We start from the raw sequence: 18,575 nt of genomic DNA, 5'->3' as shown, positions 1-18,575 counted from the left end.
GGCAGCGTCGGACGCCACAACGATAGGCTCAGTCAAGGCTCGTGGTCCTGTTCCTGGTTTGAATGCTAGACACACTCATCCCAGCAGGGCCACGGGCCCCTTCTTTATCTACGACACGGAGTCATTTCCCCACGAACCACGAAGAGCCCCTTTACTCGTCCCGGGCGCCAAAGACCTCGATGACTTCAAGCATGCGAATCTCAGCGTGCTTGATATTCGTAATCAGGCCAAGCTTGCCGGCCGCGAAATTCTTCCTGCTTCCCCCGCTCAAGCACCCTTGTCGCAGATCATCAGTGCGTGCAACGAGTACTTGGAGAACAGCATGTATGCGCCCGACCAGTACTACTTCGGCCTGATAGAGCTCCGGAGTTCGATTCACAAATGTGTTAAGGATATTGCTGCCACGGATGCAAAAGTCACAGCGCTTGAACCGGGAATTTCCGCCTTTACCCGCGCCAGCCAGCAGCCAGTTGCACCGCCAAGTCTGTGACAACGTCAGCTGCTGGGGCCCAACGTCCCCATCGTCTCCCGCCATTAGCAACAAGTCGGGCTCCCCCAGAGTAGCCATCGACGACTCAAGCACGCGAACTTAAGCGTTCTGGACATACGGGAACAGACTAAACGTGTCGGTCATCACCTGCGCCCAAATTCCCCCGCCCAAGAACCGGTGCCTGGCTTGATCAAAGGCTGTAATCGGTACCTCGAAGCGGGGATGTACGAGCCTGAAAAGTACCATTATCATCAGCAGGAACTCCGGGGCGAAGTTCAAGCCTGCATCAACAAGATTGCAGCTGGTGACGACAAGATTAAGCCTCTCGATCCAGGAAGTTCAGCCCGCTGAATTGCGGTCAAAGACAGCTCAAAAGGAAATTAGGCGTCGAGTCAGGGGCAGAAGCGCGTCCCGCGGGTAGGCTGCCTGAAGGGGAACGAGAGGAACAGATCGAATGACACAAGCAGCCGTCACGCATTACGAGGTGCTTGGAGTACAAACGACGGCCGACACAGCCGAAATCAAAAAGGCATACCAGCGAAGCCTCAGGACGTCGCATCCGGATGTGGGTGGCAGCACCGGCTTATTCCGACTCATTCAGGAAGCCTACGAGGTCCTCTCCGATCCGGCTCGTAGAGCGGCCTACGACCGCACTCCGACGGACAGAAGCTCCGGGCACGCAGGAGGAACCAGCAGCCACGGGCCGCAACAGAAACAGTCACGGTCCAATTCGGACTCATCGCAGCAGACGGCGGAAGCAGGCTTCGCTGAAATGGAGCAGCCGCCCACCCCAACTCCGTGGAACGGACCGGCGGTGGAATACCTGCCTCCACTTGTCCCGCCGTCGGGCGGAGCCCGCAAGATTCGTCGGCCCGCACCTCCCTGGACACGCACTTGGCGAACCGTCTTCTACGTCTTGGGCAGCGTGTGCACCGTCCCTCCCCTGTTCAGTACGATCTGGTACTTCAGCACTACTCAGACAAACCCCAACTGGTTGGTAATGGGGCTAACCTGTCTTCTTATCACCGCCCTAACCGCCGGATTCTGGTTTGTCGCTGCCATGTTCCCGAAGTGGTGGACAAAAAGGAAACGCCCTGCTCCTCCCGCCATCCTTGCCAGCGCTTATCTAGTTGAGGAGATTCTCAGCCGCACCGCCCATGGTGTGCCCGGTCGGGGTCTCTCGGTGGGACGCTTCGGGGACAGGGCGGAGATCGGCGCAGAGGGCGAACGGCGCACGGCCCGGCTCATCACCCACTCAGTCCTTCCGGTAATCCCGTCTGCTCGACTCATCAACGGGCTCCGTTGGCCTGGGTCCGAACACGCCGACCTCGATCATGCCGTTATTGCCGGAAACAGAATCGCTCTGATCGACTCAAAGATGTGGGCAGACGGCGCCTATTGGTGGGACAATAAGCAGCTTTTTCGCAACGGCCGAGAGCTCAAGGCCTTTGGGCTGGGAGCAGGTGTCGAGGCAATACGTGCCGTCTATCCCGGATATATCGTTGAAGGCTGGGTAGTACTGCATTCACCAACGGGAAGACTCTCCCTACCGTCGGTTGAGCGTGCTGGCATGTTCCCGCATCCCGGGCGGGCACCCATTCGGATGGTTACTCCACAAGAACTTGTATCCGAGGTCCATGCTTTCTTGGTACAGGGCGATGCTCCGCATGTGGTCCAGGTCCCAGCTTTGGCCGGACTCCTCCGCTCCATGCTGTAGACAAGGAACAAGAGGCCTGCTGTCCCCAAACTCCAACTGTCCCGGCGCGCGGTAGGACGGCGTCTTTCTCGCAGCTTCGTCGATGTCGTCCACGGTCATGAGCGGCATCAGGCAGACGAAGCCGACGCCGTCGATCCCCTGCTGGCACTCGTCAGACCCTCCACCACATTGACGCTGCCGCGGTAGGCCGAAGCGGTCCAGGCGGTGGAGTCGGCCGCGTTGCCTGCAGACGCGTTTAGCAAGGAGGCCGCGGCGATGACGGCCAGGGCCAACGGCCGGGCGGGATAGAACTTGGACGGTCTGGCGATCAAGTACCCGAAGGTCCTCCGGGTCGAGTGAACGCCGCCGGCGGTTCGAGCCCGGCGCCTCCACGCTCATAGGACCGGATGAACTGTTACCGACGGCCGCCGGCGCCATAGGAAACGCACAGGGACGGGCATGACCTGGTGGTTGTCGGCGGCGGCGACGGGACGGTGTCCTACGCCGCGGCCGGGTTGCCGGCATGAACGTGGTGCTCGGCGTTCTTCCGCAGGGCACCGCCAACGATTTCGCCCGCACGCTTGAGATACCCAACAATCTTGCCGAGGCGTGCGCCACCATCGCCGAAGGGAAGGTGGTGGACATCGACCTCGGCCGGGCCAACGGCGAGCCATTCCTCAACGTCGCGTCCGTGGGCCTGTCGGTGTCTGTCACCGAAGCTCTCAGCCCCCGCCTGAAGCGATACATCGGGCCGTTGGCGTACAGCATCGCCATGCTGACGGCTTATGCCCGGCACAAGGCGTTCCGGGCCCGCTTCGAGTTCCCCGACGGGGACCACGAACCGATGGAACTCGACGACCGGCTCCAGGTGGCCGTCGGCAACGGCCGGCATTACGGCGGCGGCAACACTTTCTCCCCCACGGCGAGGATCGACGATCACACCCTTGACTTGTACGCCATCCTGGCCGGGCCCGTCCGGGAGCACGTGAGTATCGCGCGGCTGCTCAAAGACGGAAGCTTCATCAAACACGACAGTGTGTACCACCTGACCACCAGGCGTGTCCGGCTGGTCGCCGACCAGCAGCTGCCGGTGAGCCTCGACGGCGAGATCGCCACCACAACGCTCACCGATTTCACTGTCCAGCGCAACGCCGTCCACGTCGTGGTGCCCCAGAGCAGCACGAGTGCATTGTTCGACGGACCGGGCGCCGAGGCCCCTCCTGAGGGCGTTGTTTCCTAAACAGTCACGCCTTCGGCACGTCTCCCCTTACTGTTGATCCTGCACGTAACGAAACCGTTTACGTAAACCGTTTGCGCAACGCGTCCGCAAATGCGTCAACAACCCAGCAGACACCCTCAGGGAGGAGGAACAGTGGTTACCATCCGCGATGTCGCCAAGCACGCCGGCGTCTCTCCGGCCACCGTCTCCCGGGTTGTCAACGGGCTCGTCGGGTACTCCGACGAAACCCGGGAACGCGTCGAAACCGCGGTCAAGAGCCTCTCCTACGAAACGGACTACCTCGCCCGGGGCCTCAAAACCCGGCAGACGTCCGTGATCGGGCTGCTTGCCCCCATGGTCTCGGATGCCCTGGCCTCCCAGGTCATGCAAGGTGTGGAGGAGGAAGCCCAGGAACGCGGCTACGCCGTAATGCTCGGCCGGACCGGCGCCAAATCCGCCTACATCGCCGGCTATCTCCGGACCCTGCGCACCTACCGGGCCGCCGGCGTCATCCTCATCTCCGCGGTGATCACGCCGGAGACCAGGCAGCTGCTGGGTCCTAACGTCCCCATCATCTCCGTCGCCATCAGCGACAAGTCCGGCTCGCCCAGCGTGGCCATCGACGACGAGCAGGCAGCCTACGACGCGACCCGTCACCTGCTGCGGCTCGGCCACCGGCGCATCGGCCTGCTGACCGGCGACCCGGCGTCAATCTACGTCGCCCAGCCCCGCAAACGCGGCTACCTCCGCGCCATGGCCGAGGCCAATTGCACCCCTGTCACCGCCACCGGCAGCTTCTTCTACAAAAGCGGCGCTCCCGGCGTGGACGAGCTGCTGCAGCAGGAACCCGGGCTCACCGCCATCTTCGCGATGAGCGACGAGATGGGCGCCGCCGTCGTCAATGAACTGCAGCGGCGCGGGCTCCGGGTGCCGGAAGACATCTCCGTCCTGGGCTTCGACAACACCTCCACCTCCCTGCACGTGAACCCGCCGCTGAGCACCATGGCCCAGCCGCTCGAGGACATGGGACGGATGGCCGTGAAGAAACTGCTCCGCTCCCGCGACCTGGGGCCGAAGATCATGCCGCACCGGCTGATCGAGCGCGGCTCCACCGCGCCGCCGAACCCGGTTTCGGCGAACCCGGCCCCACCCGGCACCCAAGAACCAACCAGCTAGCACCACCAACACCACCCACCCACCCACGGCGACAGCCGGCACCTCCCCCGTGCCACCAGGCAACCCGCCGCGATTCCGCATGCACCAAACCACCCGCACCACCCCACGCGCACCAACCCCACAACAAGGAGCAACACATGAGGCAGCGCCGCCGCACCTGGCCGACTCTTATGGCCACCACAGCATCCCTGACCGTCGCCGCCGTCGCCCTCACCGGCTGCGGCGGGACCGCCACGGAGGCGAAGAGCGCCCCTAAGGCCGCCGCCGCGTCCTTCGAGGGCAAGGGCCCCATCAACTACGTCTCCAACCGCGACGCCTCCGGTGCCGCGAACAAGAGCATCGAGGAATGGAACGCCGCGCACCCGGAGGAGAAGGTCACGTTCATCGAACTGCCGGACTCCGCGGACCAGCAGCGCCAGCAGCTCATCCAGAACGCCCAGATCAAGTCGGACACCTTCAGCGTGCTGAACCTGGACGTCGTCTGGACCTCCGAGTTCGCCGCCAACAAGTGGATCCTGCCGCTGCCCCAGGACGCGATCCCCACGGACAAAATGATCCCCGCCACCGTGAACGCCGCGACGTACCGGGACACCCTGGTGGGCGCCCCGTACTACACCGACGGCGCGCTGTTCTACTTCCGCTCGGACCTTCTCAAGGCCGCCGGCATCGCCGCCCCGCCCAAGACCTGGGACGAGATGAAGACCGCCTGCAAGGCCATCCTGGCCCTCCCCGAAGCCGCGGGCATGTCCTGCTACGCCGGCCAGTTCGACAAGAACGAGGCCCTCACCGTCAACTTCTCCGAGGCCGTGGCCTCCGCCGGCGGCACCGTGGTGGACGCCGACGGCAAGCCCACCGTCAACACCCCCGAGGCCAAGAAGGGCCTGAACCTACTGGTGGACGGCTTCAAGGACGGCCTCTTCCCCTCCGACGCCATCACCTACCTCGAAGAGCAGGGCCGCCGCGCGTTCCAGGACGGCAAGCTCGTCTTCCTGCGCAACTGGCCCTTCCTGCACGCTTCCCTGAGCGCCACCGACGGCTCCAGCAAGGTGGCCGGCAAGTTCGGCATCACCTCCATCCCGGGCACCGACGGGCCCGGCGTCTCCACCCTCGGCGGTCGCAACCTCGCCGTCTCCCCGTTCACCGCGAACAAGGCCACGGCGCTGGAGTTCATCAAGTTCTTCACCAGCGAGGAGCAGGCCCAGAAGCGCCTGGCCCTGTCCTCCCGCGCCCCGGCGTACGCGTCCCTCTACGCTGACCCCGCCGTCGTCGCCAAGCGCCCCTTCTTCCCCACGCTGCTGACCTCGCTGAACAACGCCCAGCCCCGCCCCAAGGTGGTCCAGTACGGCGCCACCACCAAGGCGATCCAGGAAGAGGCGTACGCGGCCATCACCGGCAAGAAGGACACGGACACGGCCCTGAACGACATGCAGGCCAAGCTCACCGAGCTCTCCGCCAAGTAATTCCGCCCCATAGCATCAGCCGGGCCGGCCGGTTCACCCCGGCCGGCCCGGCAGCTGCAACCCCAGTGAGGTTCCCAGAATGACGACGACCACCGCCCCGCCCGCCGGCGCGCAGCCCGGCACGCCGCAAACAGCCAGCCCAGCCAGCCCGCGCAAACGCGGCAACCGCGGCAACCGCACTCCCGGCGAAGGCCGCATGGCCGCGCTGCTGCTCTCCCCCACCATCCTGGTCCTGGCCTTGGTGATCGTTTACCCGCTGCTCGCCGCGGTGCACCAGTCCCTGTTCCGCGCCGAATCGGGACTGGACGCGGACGGCTTCGTGGCCGACGTCGAATCCTTCGTGGGCCTGGCCAACTACGCTGACCTCTTCGTCGGTGAAACCGGCCGGCGCTTCCTCAACGCGCTCGGCAACACCACCTTCTTCACCATCACCACCGTGTTCCTCGAGACCGTCCTGGGCCTCTGCCTGGCCCTGGCCATGAACCGCGCCTTCCGAGGGCGGTCCTTCCTGCGCGCCAGCATCCTGGTCCCCTGGGCCGTGCCCACCGCGGTGTCCGGCCTGCTGTGGCGCTGGATCTTCCAGTCCGACGGCATCGCCAACACCCTGCTCGGCAGCGAAATTCTCTGGACCGCCGAGGGCAACGCCTCCCGCGCGGCCATCATCATCGCCGAAGTCTGGAAGACCGCCCCGTTCATCGGCCTCCTGGTCCTCGCCGGCATGCAGGTCATCCCCGGCGAAGTCTACGAGGCGGCCAAGATCGACGGCGCCGGCTGGTGGCGCCAGCTCGGCTCCATCACCCTGCCGCTGGTCAAGCCCACCCTCCTGGTCGCCGTGCTGTTCCGCATGCTCGACGCCCTGCGCATGTTCGATCTGCCGTTCGTGCTGATCGGCCCCGGCAAGGAATCGGTGGAGACCCTCTCGATGCTCGCGTGGGACGAATCCAACCAGCTCCGCTACGGCTCCGCCTCCGCGTTCGCAGTCATGCTCTTCCTGTACGTCGCCGTCGTCGCGATCGTGTTCGTCAAGGTGCTCGGCGCCGACGTCACCGGCGCCAAGGAACTGAAGCTGATCTCGAAGAAGAACCGCACCAAGGCAACCCGCACCCAGGCGAACACTGACCAGGAAATCGCTGAACAGAAGAAGGCCGAGGCCACCCGATGACCATCTCCGACCTCCGCAACGCCGCAACCAACTCCGGCGCCACGGGCGCCACTGATTCCGGCGCACCCGGGGCGTCCACCGCCGTCGGCCGTCCCGAAAAACCCAAGCGCACGTGGCGCTCCTACTCGGTGTACCTGGGCCTGGCGCTGATCTTCGCCTACTGCCTGGCGCCGTTCTACTGGATGCTGGTCTCCAGCCTCCGCCGCACCGCCGACATCTTCGACAACACCCTGCTGCCGGCGCCGTTCTCGCTGGAGAATTACGCCAAGGTGTTCGACGGCTCCACCATGTTCGGCCAGGCCCTGCTGAACTCCCTGGTCGTGGCCGGCACCACCACGGTGTTCGCCCTGCTCCTTGGCGTGTTCGCCGCCTACGCGATCTCCCGGCTGAACTTCCGCTTCAAGTCGGTGATCCTGGGCGTGATCATCGCGACGTCCATGTTCCCCGGCATTTCCGTGGTGGTGCCGCTGCTGCGCCTCTTCACGGACCTCGGCTGGATCAACACCTACCAGGCCATGATTGTGCCGAGTCTGTCCTTCGCGATCCCGCTGGCGGTCTGGAACCTCACCACGTTCATGAAGGCCCTGCCGTTCGACCTCGAGGAAGCCGCGATGATCGACGGCTGCACCAAGTGGCAGGCGTTCCGCCGGGTCCTGCTGCCGCTCGCCGCGCCGGGCGTCTTCACCACCGCGATCCTGACGTTCATCCACAGCTGGAACGAGTTCATCATCGCGCTGTCCATGATCAACGACCCCAAGATCCAGACCGCCACGGTCGCGATCTCCAAGTTCACCGGCGCCACCGAATTCCAGGCGCCCTTCGGCGAGCAGATGGCCGCCGGCGTGATCGTCACCGTACCGTTGGTCATTATGGTGCTGATCTTCCAGCGACGGATCGTCGAGGGCCTCACCGCGGGCGCGAGCAAATGAGCGCGCGTCCTGTGTGCCCGGTTGAGGAGACCGCTGTTGCGCCCGCCCCGGACTGGTGGCAGTCCGCCGTCATCTACGAGGTCTACCCACGCTCCTTCGCCGACGGCGACGGCGACGGCGTGGGCGACCTCGCCGGGCTCATCGCCCGGCTGCCCTACATCGCCGCCCTCGGCGTCGACGGCATCTGGATGACCCCGTTCCAGCCCTCCCCGCAGGTGGACCAGGGCTACGACGTGACCGACTACTGCGACGTGGACCCGCTGTTCGGCACCATGGAACAGTTCGAGTCGCTCCTTTCTAAGGCACACGCGCTGGGGCTGCGGATCCTGCTCGACGTGGTCCCCAACCACTGCTCCTCGGAGCACCCGCTGTTCCAAGCGGCCGTCGCGGCCGGCCCGGGCTCGCCGGAGCGGGACATGTTCCACTTTGTGACGGGTCCGGTGGACATGACCGACGACGACGACGCCGGGTCCGCGTCCGGCGCCGCATCGGGCGGCTCAATCGATTCAGCCAACGACGTCCCGCCGAACAACTGGCAGAGCGTCTTCGGCGGCCGGGCCTGGAGCCGGGCGACACCCGGTTCGGCGACGGATACGGACTGGTACCTGCACCTGTTCTCGGCCGGGCAGCCGGACTGGAACTGGCGAAATCCCGCCGTCGGCGACTACTTCGACGGCGTGCTGCGCTTCTGGTTCGACAAGGGCGTGGACGGGCTGCGCATCGACGTCGCGCATGCGCTGTTCAAGGCCGACGGGCTGCCGGACTCGCCCTCCACGGGCGGGGTGGTGGACGGGCTGCGGTCCAACCCGCAGGTCTCGGACCAGGAGGACGTTCACGAGGTCTACCGCCGCTGGCGCACCCTCGCCGAGAAGTACGAGCCGCACCGGCTGCTCGTGGGCGAGGTCAACCTGGAGCCGGCCCGCGCCGCCCGCTACACCCGGGCCGACGAGATGCAGCAGGCCTTCGCGTTTGCGTTCGTGAAACTGGGCTGGGACGCCGAGGCGTGGGCCGCCGTCGGGAATGAACTCGAGGCCGCCCGGCAGCTTCACGGCGCCGCCCCCACGTGGGCGCTGGAAAACCACGACATCGTCCGATCCGTCACCCGGTTCGGCGGCGGCGAGCTCGGCAGCGTCCGGGCCCGCGCGGCCCTGGTGGCTTTGCTCGGACTGCCCGGCGCCGCCTACATCTACCAGGGCCAGGAGCTCGTGCTGCCGGAGGTCGACGTCCCCGTGGAGGCCCGGGTGGATCCGATGTGGGCCCGCGGCGGCGTCTGCCGCGACGGCGCCCGCGTCCCGCTGCCCTGGACCGACGACGCGACGATGAACCACGGCTTCTCGTTGGCCGGGACCGCCGCGGAACCGTGGCTCCCGGTCCCCTCGGGCTGGGGAACCCACTCCGTCGAGCGCCAGGAGCAGGACCCGCAGTCCGCCCTGAATCTGACCAAGACCGCGCTGGAGCTGCGCCGGCAGTTGTGGAAGAACGAGATCTTCACCGCCAACGACGGCGGCAGCTGGCGGGTCGAGCCCGGACACCTTCTCATCTGCGAACGCAACGAGCACTTCCTGGTCGCCGTCGCGATGGGCGCCGAGCCCGTGCAGCTCCCGGCCGGCACGGTGTTGCTCAGCGCCGTGCCACTGGCCGAGGAAGGCCGGCTGCAGCCTAACAACGCCGTCTGGGTGCTTCGCGGCTGAGGGTTGGCCGAGCTGATACGGTAGCCGCCGTTGCCGCAGCATCGGAACCACTCGCGCCCGCGTTCTTCGGCGGGGCCCTGCCCCAAGCAACCGGCCTCGGCGGTTGCGCTGGAGACACCGAAGACTTCGATTTCGTGCCACCACCGAATCCTGTTGCGGACCAGGAGTCGAGGCAGGTGAGTGTTCCTTCGATGGAGCTAAACATGCAGAGGCGACGCTGAACCATTTGTGATCACTGGATCGCTATAGTCGGAGTGAAATCGGCGGCACAAGTATTGGTTTGCAGCCTTTACTAAGGGGGCTTTGTGGGACGCGTAAAAGTTGAGACAAGTTGCAGAGACTGCGCGAGGTGCACCGGCAGCGCCATCGGCAATTGGGGACGGAATTTGGGCCGCGGAACTGCTGCAATTGCCTCCGTGGGGCTCACAGAGGTCGGTATGCTCGCGACACAGGACTGCCGCGGATGTGGTCACAAGCTGAGCCTGCACCAGAATGAGACTGTTCATTCGCCATTTGGAGTGACGTCCCGGGTCTCGCCATCGCAGTACGGTCCGGATGCGATCATTGGCCGCTCCGGCTATCCGAGAAGCCCTGTCACGTTGTTCTTTGAACGACTTATCACGGGCAAAGAAGCAACGAACCATGCTCTCCCGGCGGCAGATGGGCCGACTGTGAGTTCCGCGCTCCCAGCCATGCCGTCGGTACCTCCGATGGCGGGTGTTGCCGATGAGCTCAGCAAACTCGCCGCACTTCGGGACGCGGGTGTCCTCTCCGAGGACGAATTCGCTGCCCAGAAGAGACGTCTGCTCGGCAACTGACGGCTGGCGGCGGCGTTGGCCATGGTCCCGCCGAATGAACAGCACTCGAACCGAACCGCACGGAAGCCGGCCTCCACCGATTCCACATGACCCCACCGGAGGCCGGCCGCTCCATCTCTCAGGCGAGTTCCTGGAGATCGCTCCTCCGTGGTTGCTGGTGTACTCATTCCGCTGGGAGGAATCGGCGCCGGACGACCGGGAAATCGTCGTCGACATCTCCCTCGGGAGTTCCGGCAAAGGCGCGCGTAGTGCTCTCGGAGGGACCGTTCCCGACGGAGGAACGGCTGGAGATGCACCGCAACGGTTGGACCGAGTCGATCGAGAAATTGTTGAAGACCATAATCTCGCGGGATTCCCCGTCCCCCGTGCAATCACGTAGAAGTTGACACCGGTCACGATGCACAGGGCCGTCACCTCAACCAGGATTAGCACGACGTTGAACTTCACGCTCTCCCCCACGCCGCGCAGGTTGATGACCGCCAGCAGCAGCATAATGCCCAACGCAACCAAGGTGACCACCTCCCGCTCGGGCATCTCCATCCAGCCCTTGATCGCCAACCCTCCAAAGAAGTTCTGGGCTAGGACGTTCGCGCACGTGGAGGCACTGCTGACGCCGGAGCAGACGACGGCGAACGCGACCAGGAAGGTGACGAAGTGGATCCCGAACGCCTTGTGAGTGTAGAGCGCCGCGCCGGCTGACTGGGGATATTGGGTGACCAGCTCCCGGTACGGGACTCAATGGTGCAGGACCTTCGTTGCGACGGGACACCACCCTGGAGCTCACTCTGGTCAGAATGCGTAAAAACAAGATAATGTATTCCTTATCAAAAGATGCACATTCCTCCTGTCTGGCAAAGCCGCCGACAGGGAAGGGACTGCGTCACCTCCCCGGCGCACCGCCGCCGCGAAAGGATCCACAATCATGAACTACGCAAGCTTCGTATCCGCAGACGGCTCCCCCACGTGGGGCATCATTGCCGACGGACAGGCGTACGATCTCGGCCCCAGCGGAACCAACCTTGCCCGCACGCTCCGCGCCGCCGTCGAGCAGGGCATCTTCGGCACGGTCGGTGAAGAGTTCCGCAGCGCCCCGTCCCGCGCGGAATCGGACATCAAGTTCCTCCCGGCCGTCACGGATCCCGGCAAGATCATCTGCATCGGCGTGAACTACCGCAGCCACCAGGAGGAATCCGGCAAGACGGAGCAAAAGGCCCCCACCGTCTTCACCCGCTTCGCCGACTCCCAGATGGGCCACCTGCAGCCGGCCCAAATGCCTGCCACCACCACCAAGTTCGACTACGAAGGCGAAATGGCCCTGGTGATCGGCAAGGAAGCGTTCCACGTCGCCGAAGAGGACGCCTTTGACTACGTTGCCGGCTACGCCGCCTACAACGACCTCAGCGTCCGCGACTGGCAGCTCGCGGCTTCCCAATGGATCCCCGGTAAGAACTTCCCCGGCACCGGCGGCTTCGGCCCCTACCTCGTCCCCGCCGCCGAGCTGGGCGACGTCAACGGGCTCACCCTGGAAACCCGGGTCAACGGCGACATTCGCCAGAAGGCCTCCGTGGCCGACCTGTACTTCACCATTCCGCAGCTGATCGCCTACGTCACCGGCTTCACCAAACTCTCCCCCGGCGACGTGATCGTCACCGGCACCCCCGGCGGTGTGGGCCTGTTCATGGAACCGTCTGGCCTGCTCTCGGAAGGGGACGTGGTGGAGGTGGAAATCACCGGCCTGGGCACCCTGAAAAACGCGGTGGAACTCGTCTCCTGACCGGCTCTGCGCCCGCCCCCGACTGCACTCTTAAGGAACGGAACTTAGATCGGCATGGACAAAATCATCGAAACCGACGTACTGGTCATCGGGGCGGGCCCCATCGGCCTGGCTGCGGCGAACCTGCTGGCGGACCAGGGCGTCAACGTGATGCTCGTTGAACGCCATGCCGGGACCAGCGATGAACCGCGGGCCATCAGCGCCACCGACGAGACGCTGCGGGTCATGCAGCAGATCGGCATTCTGGACCGGCTGGCGCCGGAGATGCTCCTGGACACGGGCGCCCGCTACTTCGGCCGGAAGGAACAGCTGCTGGCGGAGGTCCACCCGGCGAGCCCTCGGCTGGGCCAGCCCGGCAAGTCGCAGTTCGACCAGCCCGTGATGGAATCATTGCTCCTCGAAGCCACCCGGGCCCGTCCGCTGATCGACGTCCGCTTCAGCACCGAAGCGTTCCGCATCACGGACGGCCCGGAGCATGTGGACACGGTGCTGATCGACGACGACGGCAAACACACCGTCCGCTCCAAGTGGGTGGTGGCGTGCGACGGCGGCCGCAGCCCGGTCCGCTCCCAGCTCGGCATCCCCATGGAAGGTTCCACCCAGGTCCAGAAGTGGATCGTGGTGGACATCATCAACACCCCGGGTGACCCTGAGCGGTTCTCCGAGTTCCACTGCAACGGGACGCGTCCCGTCGTTGTGGTCCCCGGCGTCAACGGCCGCCGCCGCTACGAGTTCATGCTCCTCCCCGGCGAGGACGCCGCGGCGGTGACCTCTCCGGAGGCCATCATCAGGCTCATCGCGCCGTTCCAGAGAATTGCCCCGGCGGACATCCGCCGCGCCGCCGTCTACGTTGCCCACCAGCGAGTGGCCCTGAACTACCGCGTGGGGCACGTGCTCCTCGCCGGGGACGCAGCCCACATGATGCCCCCGTTCGCCGGCCAGGCCCTGAACGCCGGCATCCGGGACGCCGCCAACCTCGCCTGGAAAATCGCCGCGAACGTCCGCGGTAACGGCACCGATGTCCTGGTGGACACCTACCAGGCAGAGCGGCGCCCGCACGCGGTGGACATGGTGCGCCTGTCCCACCGGATCGGCAAAGTGGTGATGAACGTCAACCCTGCGCTCACCGCCATTCGCGACGCCGCCATCACCGCCTCCGGCATCATGCCGGCGGCCAAGGCCTGGCTCGCCGGCATGAAGTTCCTCAAGCAGCCGCACTTCACCGATGGCTGCGTGGCGGACCCGGGCACTGCAGTTCCGAAGCGGGCCGCCGCCCTGGTGGGCCGCTCCCTGTCCCAGCCGCAGGTCACGCTTCCCTCCGGCGACGCCGTCCCGCTGGACACCGTCCTCGGTACGGGCTGGGCGCTGTTGCACTTTCCCCACGACCGCCGCGCACCCCTTGAGGTCCGGCAGCTGGGCATCGATGGGAGCGGCACCGTGGCGAACGACGGCGGCGCGCGCCTGGCGCTGACCGGCTCCACCTCCGTGACCGACACCAGCGGCGTTTTCGCGGCCGTCGCAGGCAGCGGTATGACGCTGGTGGTTCGTCCCGACCGCTACGTTGCAGCAGCCACCACCCCGGGCACAGAGCAGGCGGCGTTTGAAGAACTGGCCGCCTACGTGCCGGACCTGGCCGGCCTGCGGCAGGTGGAAACACGGTTGCCGGCCACACGCTGACAAACAGCGGCAAACAAGACAACAGGAACAAAGGAGCGGGGAGCCAGTTGGGGCTCCCCGCCTTTTTGCTGTCTGCACGCCCAACTGACTGGCACGGGCCGTTCTGGACGCTCAGAACGGCCCCTGCCGGTACCTGGTTGGGAAGGGCGAACGACGGCGGGGCCGCACCCGCGGGATCGGAATCCCGGGGTGCGGCCCCGCCGTCGGACTATACGCTGCTTTTTAGACCTCGCCGCCGTGGCGCTCAATCACGTCGCTGGCCAGCTGTTTGCCGAAGGACGTGTGCAGGCGGAGCGCGTCCGCCGCCCGCGCGTGGTCATGTTCCTTCAGCGCTGCCGTGAGCTCCACGATGTGGCTGTGATCCATCTTCCGGGCCCACTCTTCACTATTGAGGGCCTGGCGCCAGACCGTGCCGACTCCGAGGCGGCGGAAGGCGTCGGTGAGCTGGGCGGAGCCCGCCACGCTCACCAGGCGGTTGTGGTACTTCGCGTTGGTCTTGAGGAAGGTGTCCAGCGCTTCCTGGCCGCCTTGGCGCAGCACAGCCAGCTCGTCGGTTAGCCGGCTCAGCTCCGCAATGTCCTCGTCCGTGAACTTCTCGAAGTGGCTAGCGAGGACGCCCAGCTCAATGGTGAGGCGGCCGTCGTAGACACTGTCCGTCAACTGGCGGGTGATGGGCGCGGGCAGGAATTCGCCCCTGTCTCCCCGAATAACGAGGGATTCGGCCGTCAACTTAACCAGGGCATTGTGGACGTTGTGAGGATCGGACTTGGCCTGGGCAGCGATCTCGACCGGATCCAAGGCGTGATGCAGCGGGGTGCGGCGGCCCAGCACCCAGTCACGCACGGCGTCGTAGGCCGCGAGCTCTTTGACCCTTTCCAGCCGTCCGAAGGCGCCGCGGAAGTACGCCAGCGGTTCGCCTGCGCTTGCCTTGGCGTCCGTGACCTGGCCCAGGAAGACGGTGTGCGTGCCGCCAGTGGGGGTTTCCGCCACCCTGCAGACGATGGTGGCAAGGGCGCCGTCCAGCATGGGAACCCCCTCCGCGGACATGGTGACGGAGACGCCGTCGAACTTGTCTCCACCCTTGCGTCCGAACTTCATGGCGAGGTCACTCTGGTCCTCGGCCAGGATGTTGATGCCGAACACTCCGGCCTTTAGCACGGCGTCGTGCGTGGAGCTGGAGCGGTTAAGGCAGGCGAGCATCATGGGAGGCTCCATGGACAGCGATGACACGGCCGACGCCGTCGTTCCGTACAGCTCACCGTCGACGACTGTGGTGATCACTGTGACGCCGCTGGCGAAATGGCCCACAACGTGACGGAAAGCGGCGGGATCGACGGTGATCTCCGCGGTGGGTACAACCTGGGGTGTATTCATTTCATCTCCTGGGATTTAGTGCTGAAGGTCGGGTGTGAAGAGCTTGATGAGGGGTTCCAGAGTGTCCAGCTCCTCAAGGCGCTGGATGAGCCGGACCGCTTCCTCGGCATTCCTGCGCAGGATCCTGCCGCCGAATTGGGCATTGGCGTGGTACTTGTCCAGGATTTCCGCCTCGCTCATCGGGCTGGCGTAGATGTCCCCCTTAGGCACGTCCGTCCTGGTCCTGAGCACCGAACCGTCCCGGAGCCGCAGCTCCACTTCGGCGGTGAGCGATTCCGCAGGCGGCAGTGAATCAACCAGCCGGATCTTGTCCAGCAGCCGCTGCAGCCTCGGATCCTGCATGTGCTCCAGCGTCAGGTGTTCCGGCCGGACCGTCCTATACATCAGGGCCGTGGCGGCGGTGAAACGGATGCTGAAGGCACCAGAAACCTCCGGGCAGTCCCCGATCACGAACGGCTGGCCCACGAAACCCTTCAGGGTCCGCGGGGTCACATGGATGAGGATCTCCTCGATCTCTTCCACGTTCAGCGGGTTCTCCGTGGCCAGCCGCACGCAGGCGTCCAGTGAGGGGTGGCTCGCCCGGCACGAGGCCCAGGGCTTGATCACGCAGTCTGCGTAGAAGGCGTGGCCAAGCCGACGGGTCACCATCTCCGGGGCCGGTGACGAGCAGTACATGTCCAGGAACCCGTGCGGACCCGCAATGGCGTCCGCCGGGCCGGTGAAACCGGCCTGCGCCAGCTCCGCGGACACGATCGAGTTGCGGGCGGCGAAGGCGATGGGCAGTTTGAACGCAAGCGTCTGGTCGAAGATGTTGGCCACGGTCCCGGACAGTTGGTTCACCGCGATTCCCAGCGCATTGCGGATCTGGTCCGCGTCGAGCCCCATGAGTTTGGCGGCGACGGCCGTGCCGCCGAGGCCGTTGACGGTACCTGTGTTGTCCTGGCCGCTGTAGACGTCAAAGCCCGACGCCGCGGCGAGGCGCGAGGTGAGGTCGTCCCCCAGGATCAGCGCGGTGAGCAGGTCGCGGCCCGAGGAGCGCTGCCGCTCGGCGACGGCCAGGGCCACCGGAACCGTGGTGCCGCTGATGTGGGCTGCGGACTGCGTCTGGTCCTCGTATTCCGCGCCGATCGGTTCGAAGTCGTAAGACCGCATCATGACCGCGTTGACCATCGCCGCGTTGTGTGCCGGCAGGCGGATGCCGTGGACCAGCACCCGTGATTCCTGGGCACCGCCCCAGCGGCGGGCGAGGTCCACGAGGGCGTCGTTGCCCTGGGCGCGGTGGCCTGCAGCAATGTTGCCCAGCGCATCGATGATGCGGATCTTGGCCCGGGCCACGGTGCCGGGGTCAAATGCCTCGAAGCTGGTGTCAGCGACATGCCGGGCCACGGTCCCCGTCATGTTTTCCAGGCTGCTTCCGAGGCCTGCGGCCTCTGATGTCTGCGCGGTCATGGCGAAACCTAGGCACGCGCCCCGACGGCGATCCGGTCGCTGGCGGGGGCGGCAGTTTCGCCGTCCGATGCAGCGCCGTCCGAGGCAGAGGGGAAGCCATCGATTTCCTCGAACATCGCATTGTAGGCGCCGGTCTCCCCGGCGGCCTGGGCCTTGCGGTGGTCCAGGGCGCGGGCGCGGCCGATGCTGCCGAGGTAGAACCGTTCGTAGAGTTCGATCCGGCTGCCCAGTGCCGAGCCGGCGAAGTCCCAGGCGGTGCGCATGATGCGGGCGCGTTCCTGGGCGCTGATGCCGTTGGCGCCGGGCAGGTACTTCGTCAGCAGCGGGCCCAGGCGCGGATCGTTGAAGGCGCCGCCCGTGGGAGTTGCCAGCAGGTTGTGCGAGCCCATGGACTTGATGATTTCGTTGATCCGGATCATCCAGCCGGGCATGATGGCCCGCAGGGCGCTGATGTCGTCGTGGCAGAAGAAGGCTCCGCCTCCCCAGTCCGAGGCCCGCAGTTCCGCGGAGTGGATGGCCGCGCGGGTGAGGCGCAGGTAGGTGTAGATCTCACCGAGCATCGCGCCGACGTCGGGCTTGTTCTCGGTACCGGTCACCTTGGCGATCTGCGTGCAGAGGTCGTAGGCGAACTCCAGCTTCACGGCGGCGCGGATTGCCGTCTGCTGCTGGGTGTTGCCGGAGGCGGTGCCGGCGTTGATGGAGTTGTAGACGTCCAGGTTGCCATCGATGAACACGCGGTCCCAGGGCACCAGTACGTCGTCGAAGATGATGACGGCGTCCTGCTCGTCAAAGCGCGAGGAGAACGGCCTGTCCGCAACGTCGGCGTCGACGCCGTAGTGGTCCCGGCAGACGGCGACGACGCCCGGAGTGGCCACCGGAATGGCAAATGAAATGGCGTATTCCTCGAAGCCCTTCTGGATGGGCACTGCCGGGTAGACATAGAGCTCGTCGGCGATGGGGCCCAGCGTGGCCAGCATCTTGGCGCCCTTGACGATCAGGCCCTGCTCGGTTCGCTCCACTACGCGCAGGGTGAGTTCCTCGTTCATGCCCTGGAGCTCGCCGACGCTCTTGTCGATTGCGGCATGCACGATGGTGTGGGTCAGCGCGAGGTCCTTTTCGATGACCTCGCGGTGGTACGCCGCCAGCCGCTGGTGGTACACGGGGTCCCCGGAGCGGTCGAAGATGTCCTGGCGGGAGACGTGACCGGCCAGGACCACATTGACGTAGTCCGGCGTGCGGCCAAGCATGCCGTTGGAGTACCGGGCCAGGCGGTCGAAGGCACGGTGGCGGCGGGCAATGTCCTCCCCGTTCCTGGGGAGCGAGTGGCTCACGTTCATGGCCTCACCTGACATGGGGTCTGCGGTCAGGCAGTCCGCCGCGTATTTGTGCTGGTAGTCGAAGTAGCCGGCCATGCCCTCGACGGAACCCTTGAAGGCCGGGTGCTCGAGGACGGAGATGCGCTCCGCTCCCAGCCACACCTCGCGGCCGTCGGCCAGGCCCCGCTTGTACTCTGCTCCGGTGCGTGCAGTCACTGTGATCTCCTTCTTGGCTGGCACCTGTGGTGGCACCCGTGGAACCTTCACAACATTGTGAGGTAAAAATATATTCTTTGCTTGATTTTATATAAAATGGCTAGGCTTGGCAATGCCTCGACCGCCGT

14 protein-coding genes and 2 pseudogenes are annotated in these 18,575 nt (G+C 65.6%); 11 read left to right on the top strand and 5 right to left on the bottom strand.

Annotated elements, in window-relative coordinates:
* Nucleotides 1-490, top strand: a 490-nt coding sequence (locus AB4089_RS15025; RefSeq protein ID WP_441410073.1) for a hypothetical protein, incomplete at its 5' end; no start/stop codon positions are given.
* A gap of 454 nt (nt 491-944) precedes the next feature.
* Nucleotides 945-2,207 (top strand): DnaJ domain-containing protein, encoded by a 1,263-nt coding sequence (locus tag AB4089_RS15020; protein WP_441410072.1) that lies wholly within the window; start codon nt 945-947, stop codon nt 2,205-2,207.
* A 107-nt stretch (nt 2,208-2,314) separates the two neighbouring features.
* Here the strand turns inward: AB4089_RS15020 and AB4089_RS15015 are convergent, their stop codons facing one another.
* Nucleotides 2,315-2,518 carry a hypothetical protein gene (locus AB4089_RS15015; RefSeq protein ID WP_441410071.1) on the bottom strand — a complete coding sequence of 68 codons (204 nt, stop codon included), beginning with the start codon at nt 2,516-2,518 and terminating at the stop codon, nt 2,315-2,317.
* Between the two features lie 120 nt (nt 2,519-2,638).
* Between AB4089_RS15015 and AB4089_RS15010 the strand changes: the two are divergent.
* The 7 genes and pseudogenes from AB4089_RS15010 to AB4089_RS14980 all read left to right on the top strand — a co-directional run.
* Nucleotides 2,639-3,426, top strand: a pseudogene (locus tag AB4089_RS15010) (YegS/Rv2252/BmrU family lipid kinase); the annotation flags it as partial.
* Between the two features lie 132 nt (nt 3,427-3,558).
* Nucleotides 3,559-4,581 (top strand): LacI family DNA-binding transcriptional regulator, encoded by a 1,023-nt coding sequence (locus tag AB4089_RS15005; protein ID WP_441410070.1) that lies wholly within the window; start codon nt 3,559-3,561, stop codon nt 4,579-4,581.
* A gap of 137 nt (nt 4,582-4,718) precedes the next feature.
* Nucleotides 4,719-6,041, top strand: coding sequence for an ABC transporter substrate-binding protein (locus tag AB4089_RS15000; protein ID WP_441410069.1), 1,323 nt, complete (start codon nt 4,719-4,721; stop codon nt 6,039-6,041).
* A 79-nt stretch (nt 6,042-6,120) separates the two neighbouring features.
* Complete coding sequence (locus AB4089_RS14995; protein WP_441410068.1) at nt 6,121-7,203, top strand: carbohydrate ABC transporter permease; 1,083 nt, start codon at nt 6,121-6,123, stop codon at nt 7,201-7,203.
* Nucleotides 7,200-8,132: a carbohydrate ABC transporter permease gene (locus tag AB4089_RS14990; RefSeq protein WP_441410067.1), complete on the top strand. Its 933-nt coding sequence runs from the start codon at nt 7,200-7,202 to the stop codon at nt 8,130-8,132. Before AB4089_RS14995 ends, AB4089_RS14990 begins: the two co-directional genes overlap by 4 nt.
* On the top strand, nt 8,129-9,823 hold the full coding sequence (locus tag AB4089_RS14985) for an alpha-amylase family glycosyl hydrolase (protein WP_441410066.1): 1,695 nt from the start codon (nt 8,129-8,131) through the stop codon (nt 9,821-9,823). The genes AB4089_RS14990 and AB4089_RS14985 overlap by 4 nt, the downstream gene beginning before the upstream one ends.
* Before the next feature lie 671 nt (nt 9,824-10,494).
* Nucleotides 10,495-10,641, top strand: coding sequence for an SHOCT domain-containing protein (locus tag AB4089_RS14980; RefSeq protein WP_441410065.1), 147 nt, complete (start codon nt 10,495-10,497; stop codon nt 10,639-10,641).
* 408 nt (nt 10,642-11,049) lie between these two features.
* On the opposite strand, the pseudogene AB4089_RS14975 reads toward AB4089_RS14980, so the two are convergent.
* Nucleotides 11,050-11,361 (bottom strand): annotated as a pseudogene (locus AB4089_RS14975) (amino acid permease); the annotation flags it as partial.
* 202 nt (nt 11,362-11,563) lie between these two features.
* Here AB4089_RS14975 and AB4089_RS14970 point away from each other — a divergent pair.
* Together AB4089_RS14970 and AB4089_RS14965 are read left to right on the top strand one after the other, a co-directional pair.
* Nucleotides 11,564-12,415: a fumarylacetoacetate hydrolase family protein gene (locus AB4089_RS14970; protein WP_441410064.1), complete on the top strand. Its 852-nt coding sequence runs from the start codon at nt 11,564-11,566 to the stop codon at nt 12,413-12,415.
* Nucleotides 12,416-12,469: 54 nt separating this feature from the next.
* A complete protein-coding gene (locus AB4089_RS14965) occupies nt 12,470-14,092 on the top strand; it encodes an FAD-dependent monooxygenase (RefSeq protein WP_441410063.1) in 1,623 nt (540 codons plus the stop codon).
* Nucleotides 14,093-14,314: 222 nt separating this feature from the next.
* Here the strand turns inward: AB4089_RS14965 and AB4089_RS14960 are convergent, their stop codons facing one another.
* Genes AB4089_RS14960 through AB4089_RS14950 form a run of 3 tightly spaced genes read right to left on the bottom strand, consistent with a single transcriptional unit; the run spans nt 14,315 to nt 18,447 of the window.
* Nucleotides 14,315-15,466 (bottom strand): flavin reductase, encoded by a 1,152-nt coding sequence (locus AB4089_RS14960; RefSeq protein WP_441410062.1) that lies wholly within the window; start codon nt 15,464-15,466, stop codon nt 14,315-14,317.
* Nucleotides 15,467-15,481: 15 nt separating this feature from the next.
* Entirely contained in the window at nt 15,482-16,915 is a 1,434-nt protein-coding gene (locus tag AB4089_RS14955; protein ID WP_441410061.1) for an MmgE/PrpD family protein, read from the bottom strand.
* An 8-nt stretch (nt 16,916-16,923) separates the two neighbouring features.
* A complete protein-coding gene (locus AB4089_RS14950) occupies nt 16,924-18,447 on the bottom strand; it encodes a 4-hydroxyphenylacetate 3-hydroxylase N-terminal domain-containing protein (RefSeq protein ID WP_441410060.1) in 1,524 nt (507 codons plus the stop codon).
* Nucleotides 18,448-18,575 lie beyond the last annotated feature (128 nt).

The sequence above is a fragment of the Arthrobacter sp. 2MCAF15 genome (genome assembly GCF_052115605.1).
GTDB lineage: Bacteria > Actinomycetota > Actinomycetes > Actinomycetales > Micrococcaceae > Arthrobacter.
Note: the sequence above shows the minus strand (reverse complement) of the source record. Positions and strands in the feature narration are given on the sequence as shown.

Coding starts and splice junctions, on each gene's coding strand:
- AB4089_RS14990 (WP_441410067.1), top strand. CDS start 7,200: ATGACCATCTCCGACCTCCGCAACGCCGCAACCAACTCCGGCGCCACG.
- AB4089_RS14960 (WP_441410062.1), bottom strand. CDS start 15,466: ATGAATACACCCCAGGTTGTACCCACCGCGGAGATCACCGTCGATCCC.
- AB4089_RS14970 (WP_441410064.1), top strand. CDS start 11,564: ATGAACTACGCAAGCTTCGTATCCGCAGACGGCTCCCCCACGTGGGGC.
- AB4089_RS15000 (WP_441410069.1), top strand. CDS start 4,719: ATGAGGCAGCGCCGCCGCACCTGGCCGACTCTTATGGCCACCACAGCA.
- AB4089_RS14955 (WP_441410061.1), bottom strand. CDS start 16,915: ATGACCGCGCAGACATCAGAGGCCGCAGGCCTCGGAAGCAGCCTGGAA.
- AB4089_RS15020 (WP_441410072.1), top strand. CDS start 945: ATGACACAAGCAGCCGTCACGCATTACGAGGTGCTTGGAGTACAAACG.
- AB4089_RS14985 (WP_441410066.1), top strand. CDS start 8,129: ATGAGCGCGCGTCCTGTGTGCCCGGTTGAGGAGACCGCTGTTGCGCCC.
- AB4089_RS14965 (WP_441410063.1), top strand. CDS start 12,470: ATGGACAAAATCATCGAAACCGACGTACTGGTCATCGGGGCGGGCCCC.
- AB4089_RS14995 (WP_441410068.1), top strand. CDS start 6,121: ATGACGACGACCACCGCCCCGCCCGCCGGCGCGCAGCCCGGCACGCCG.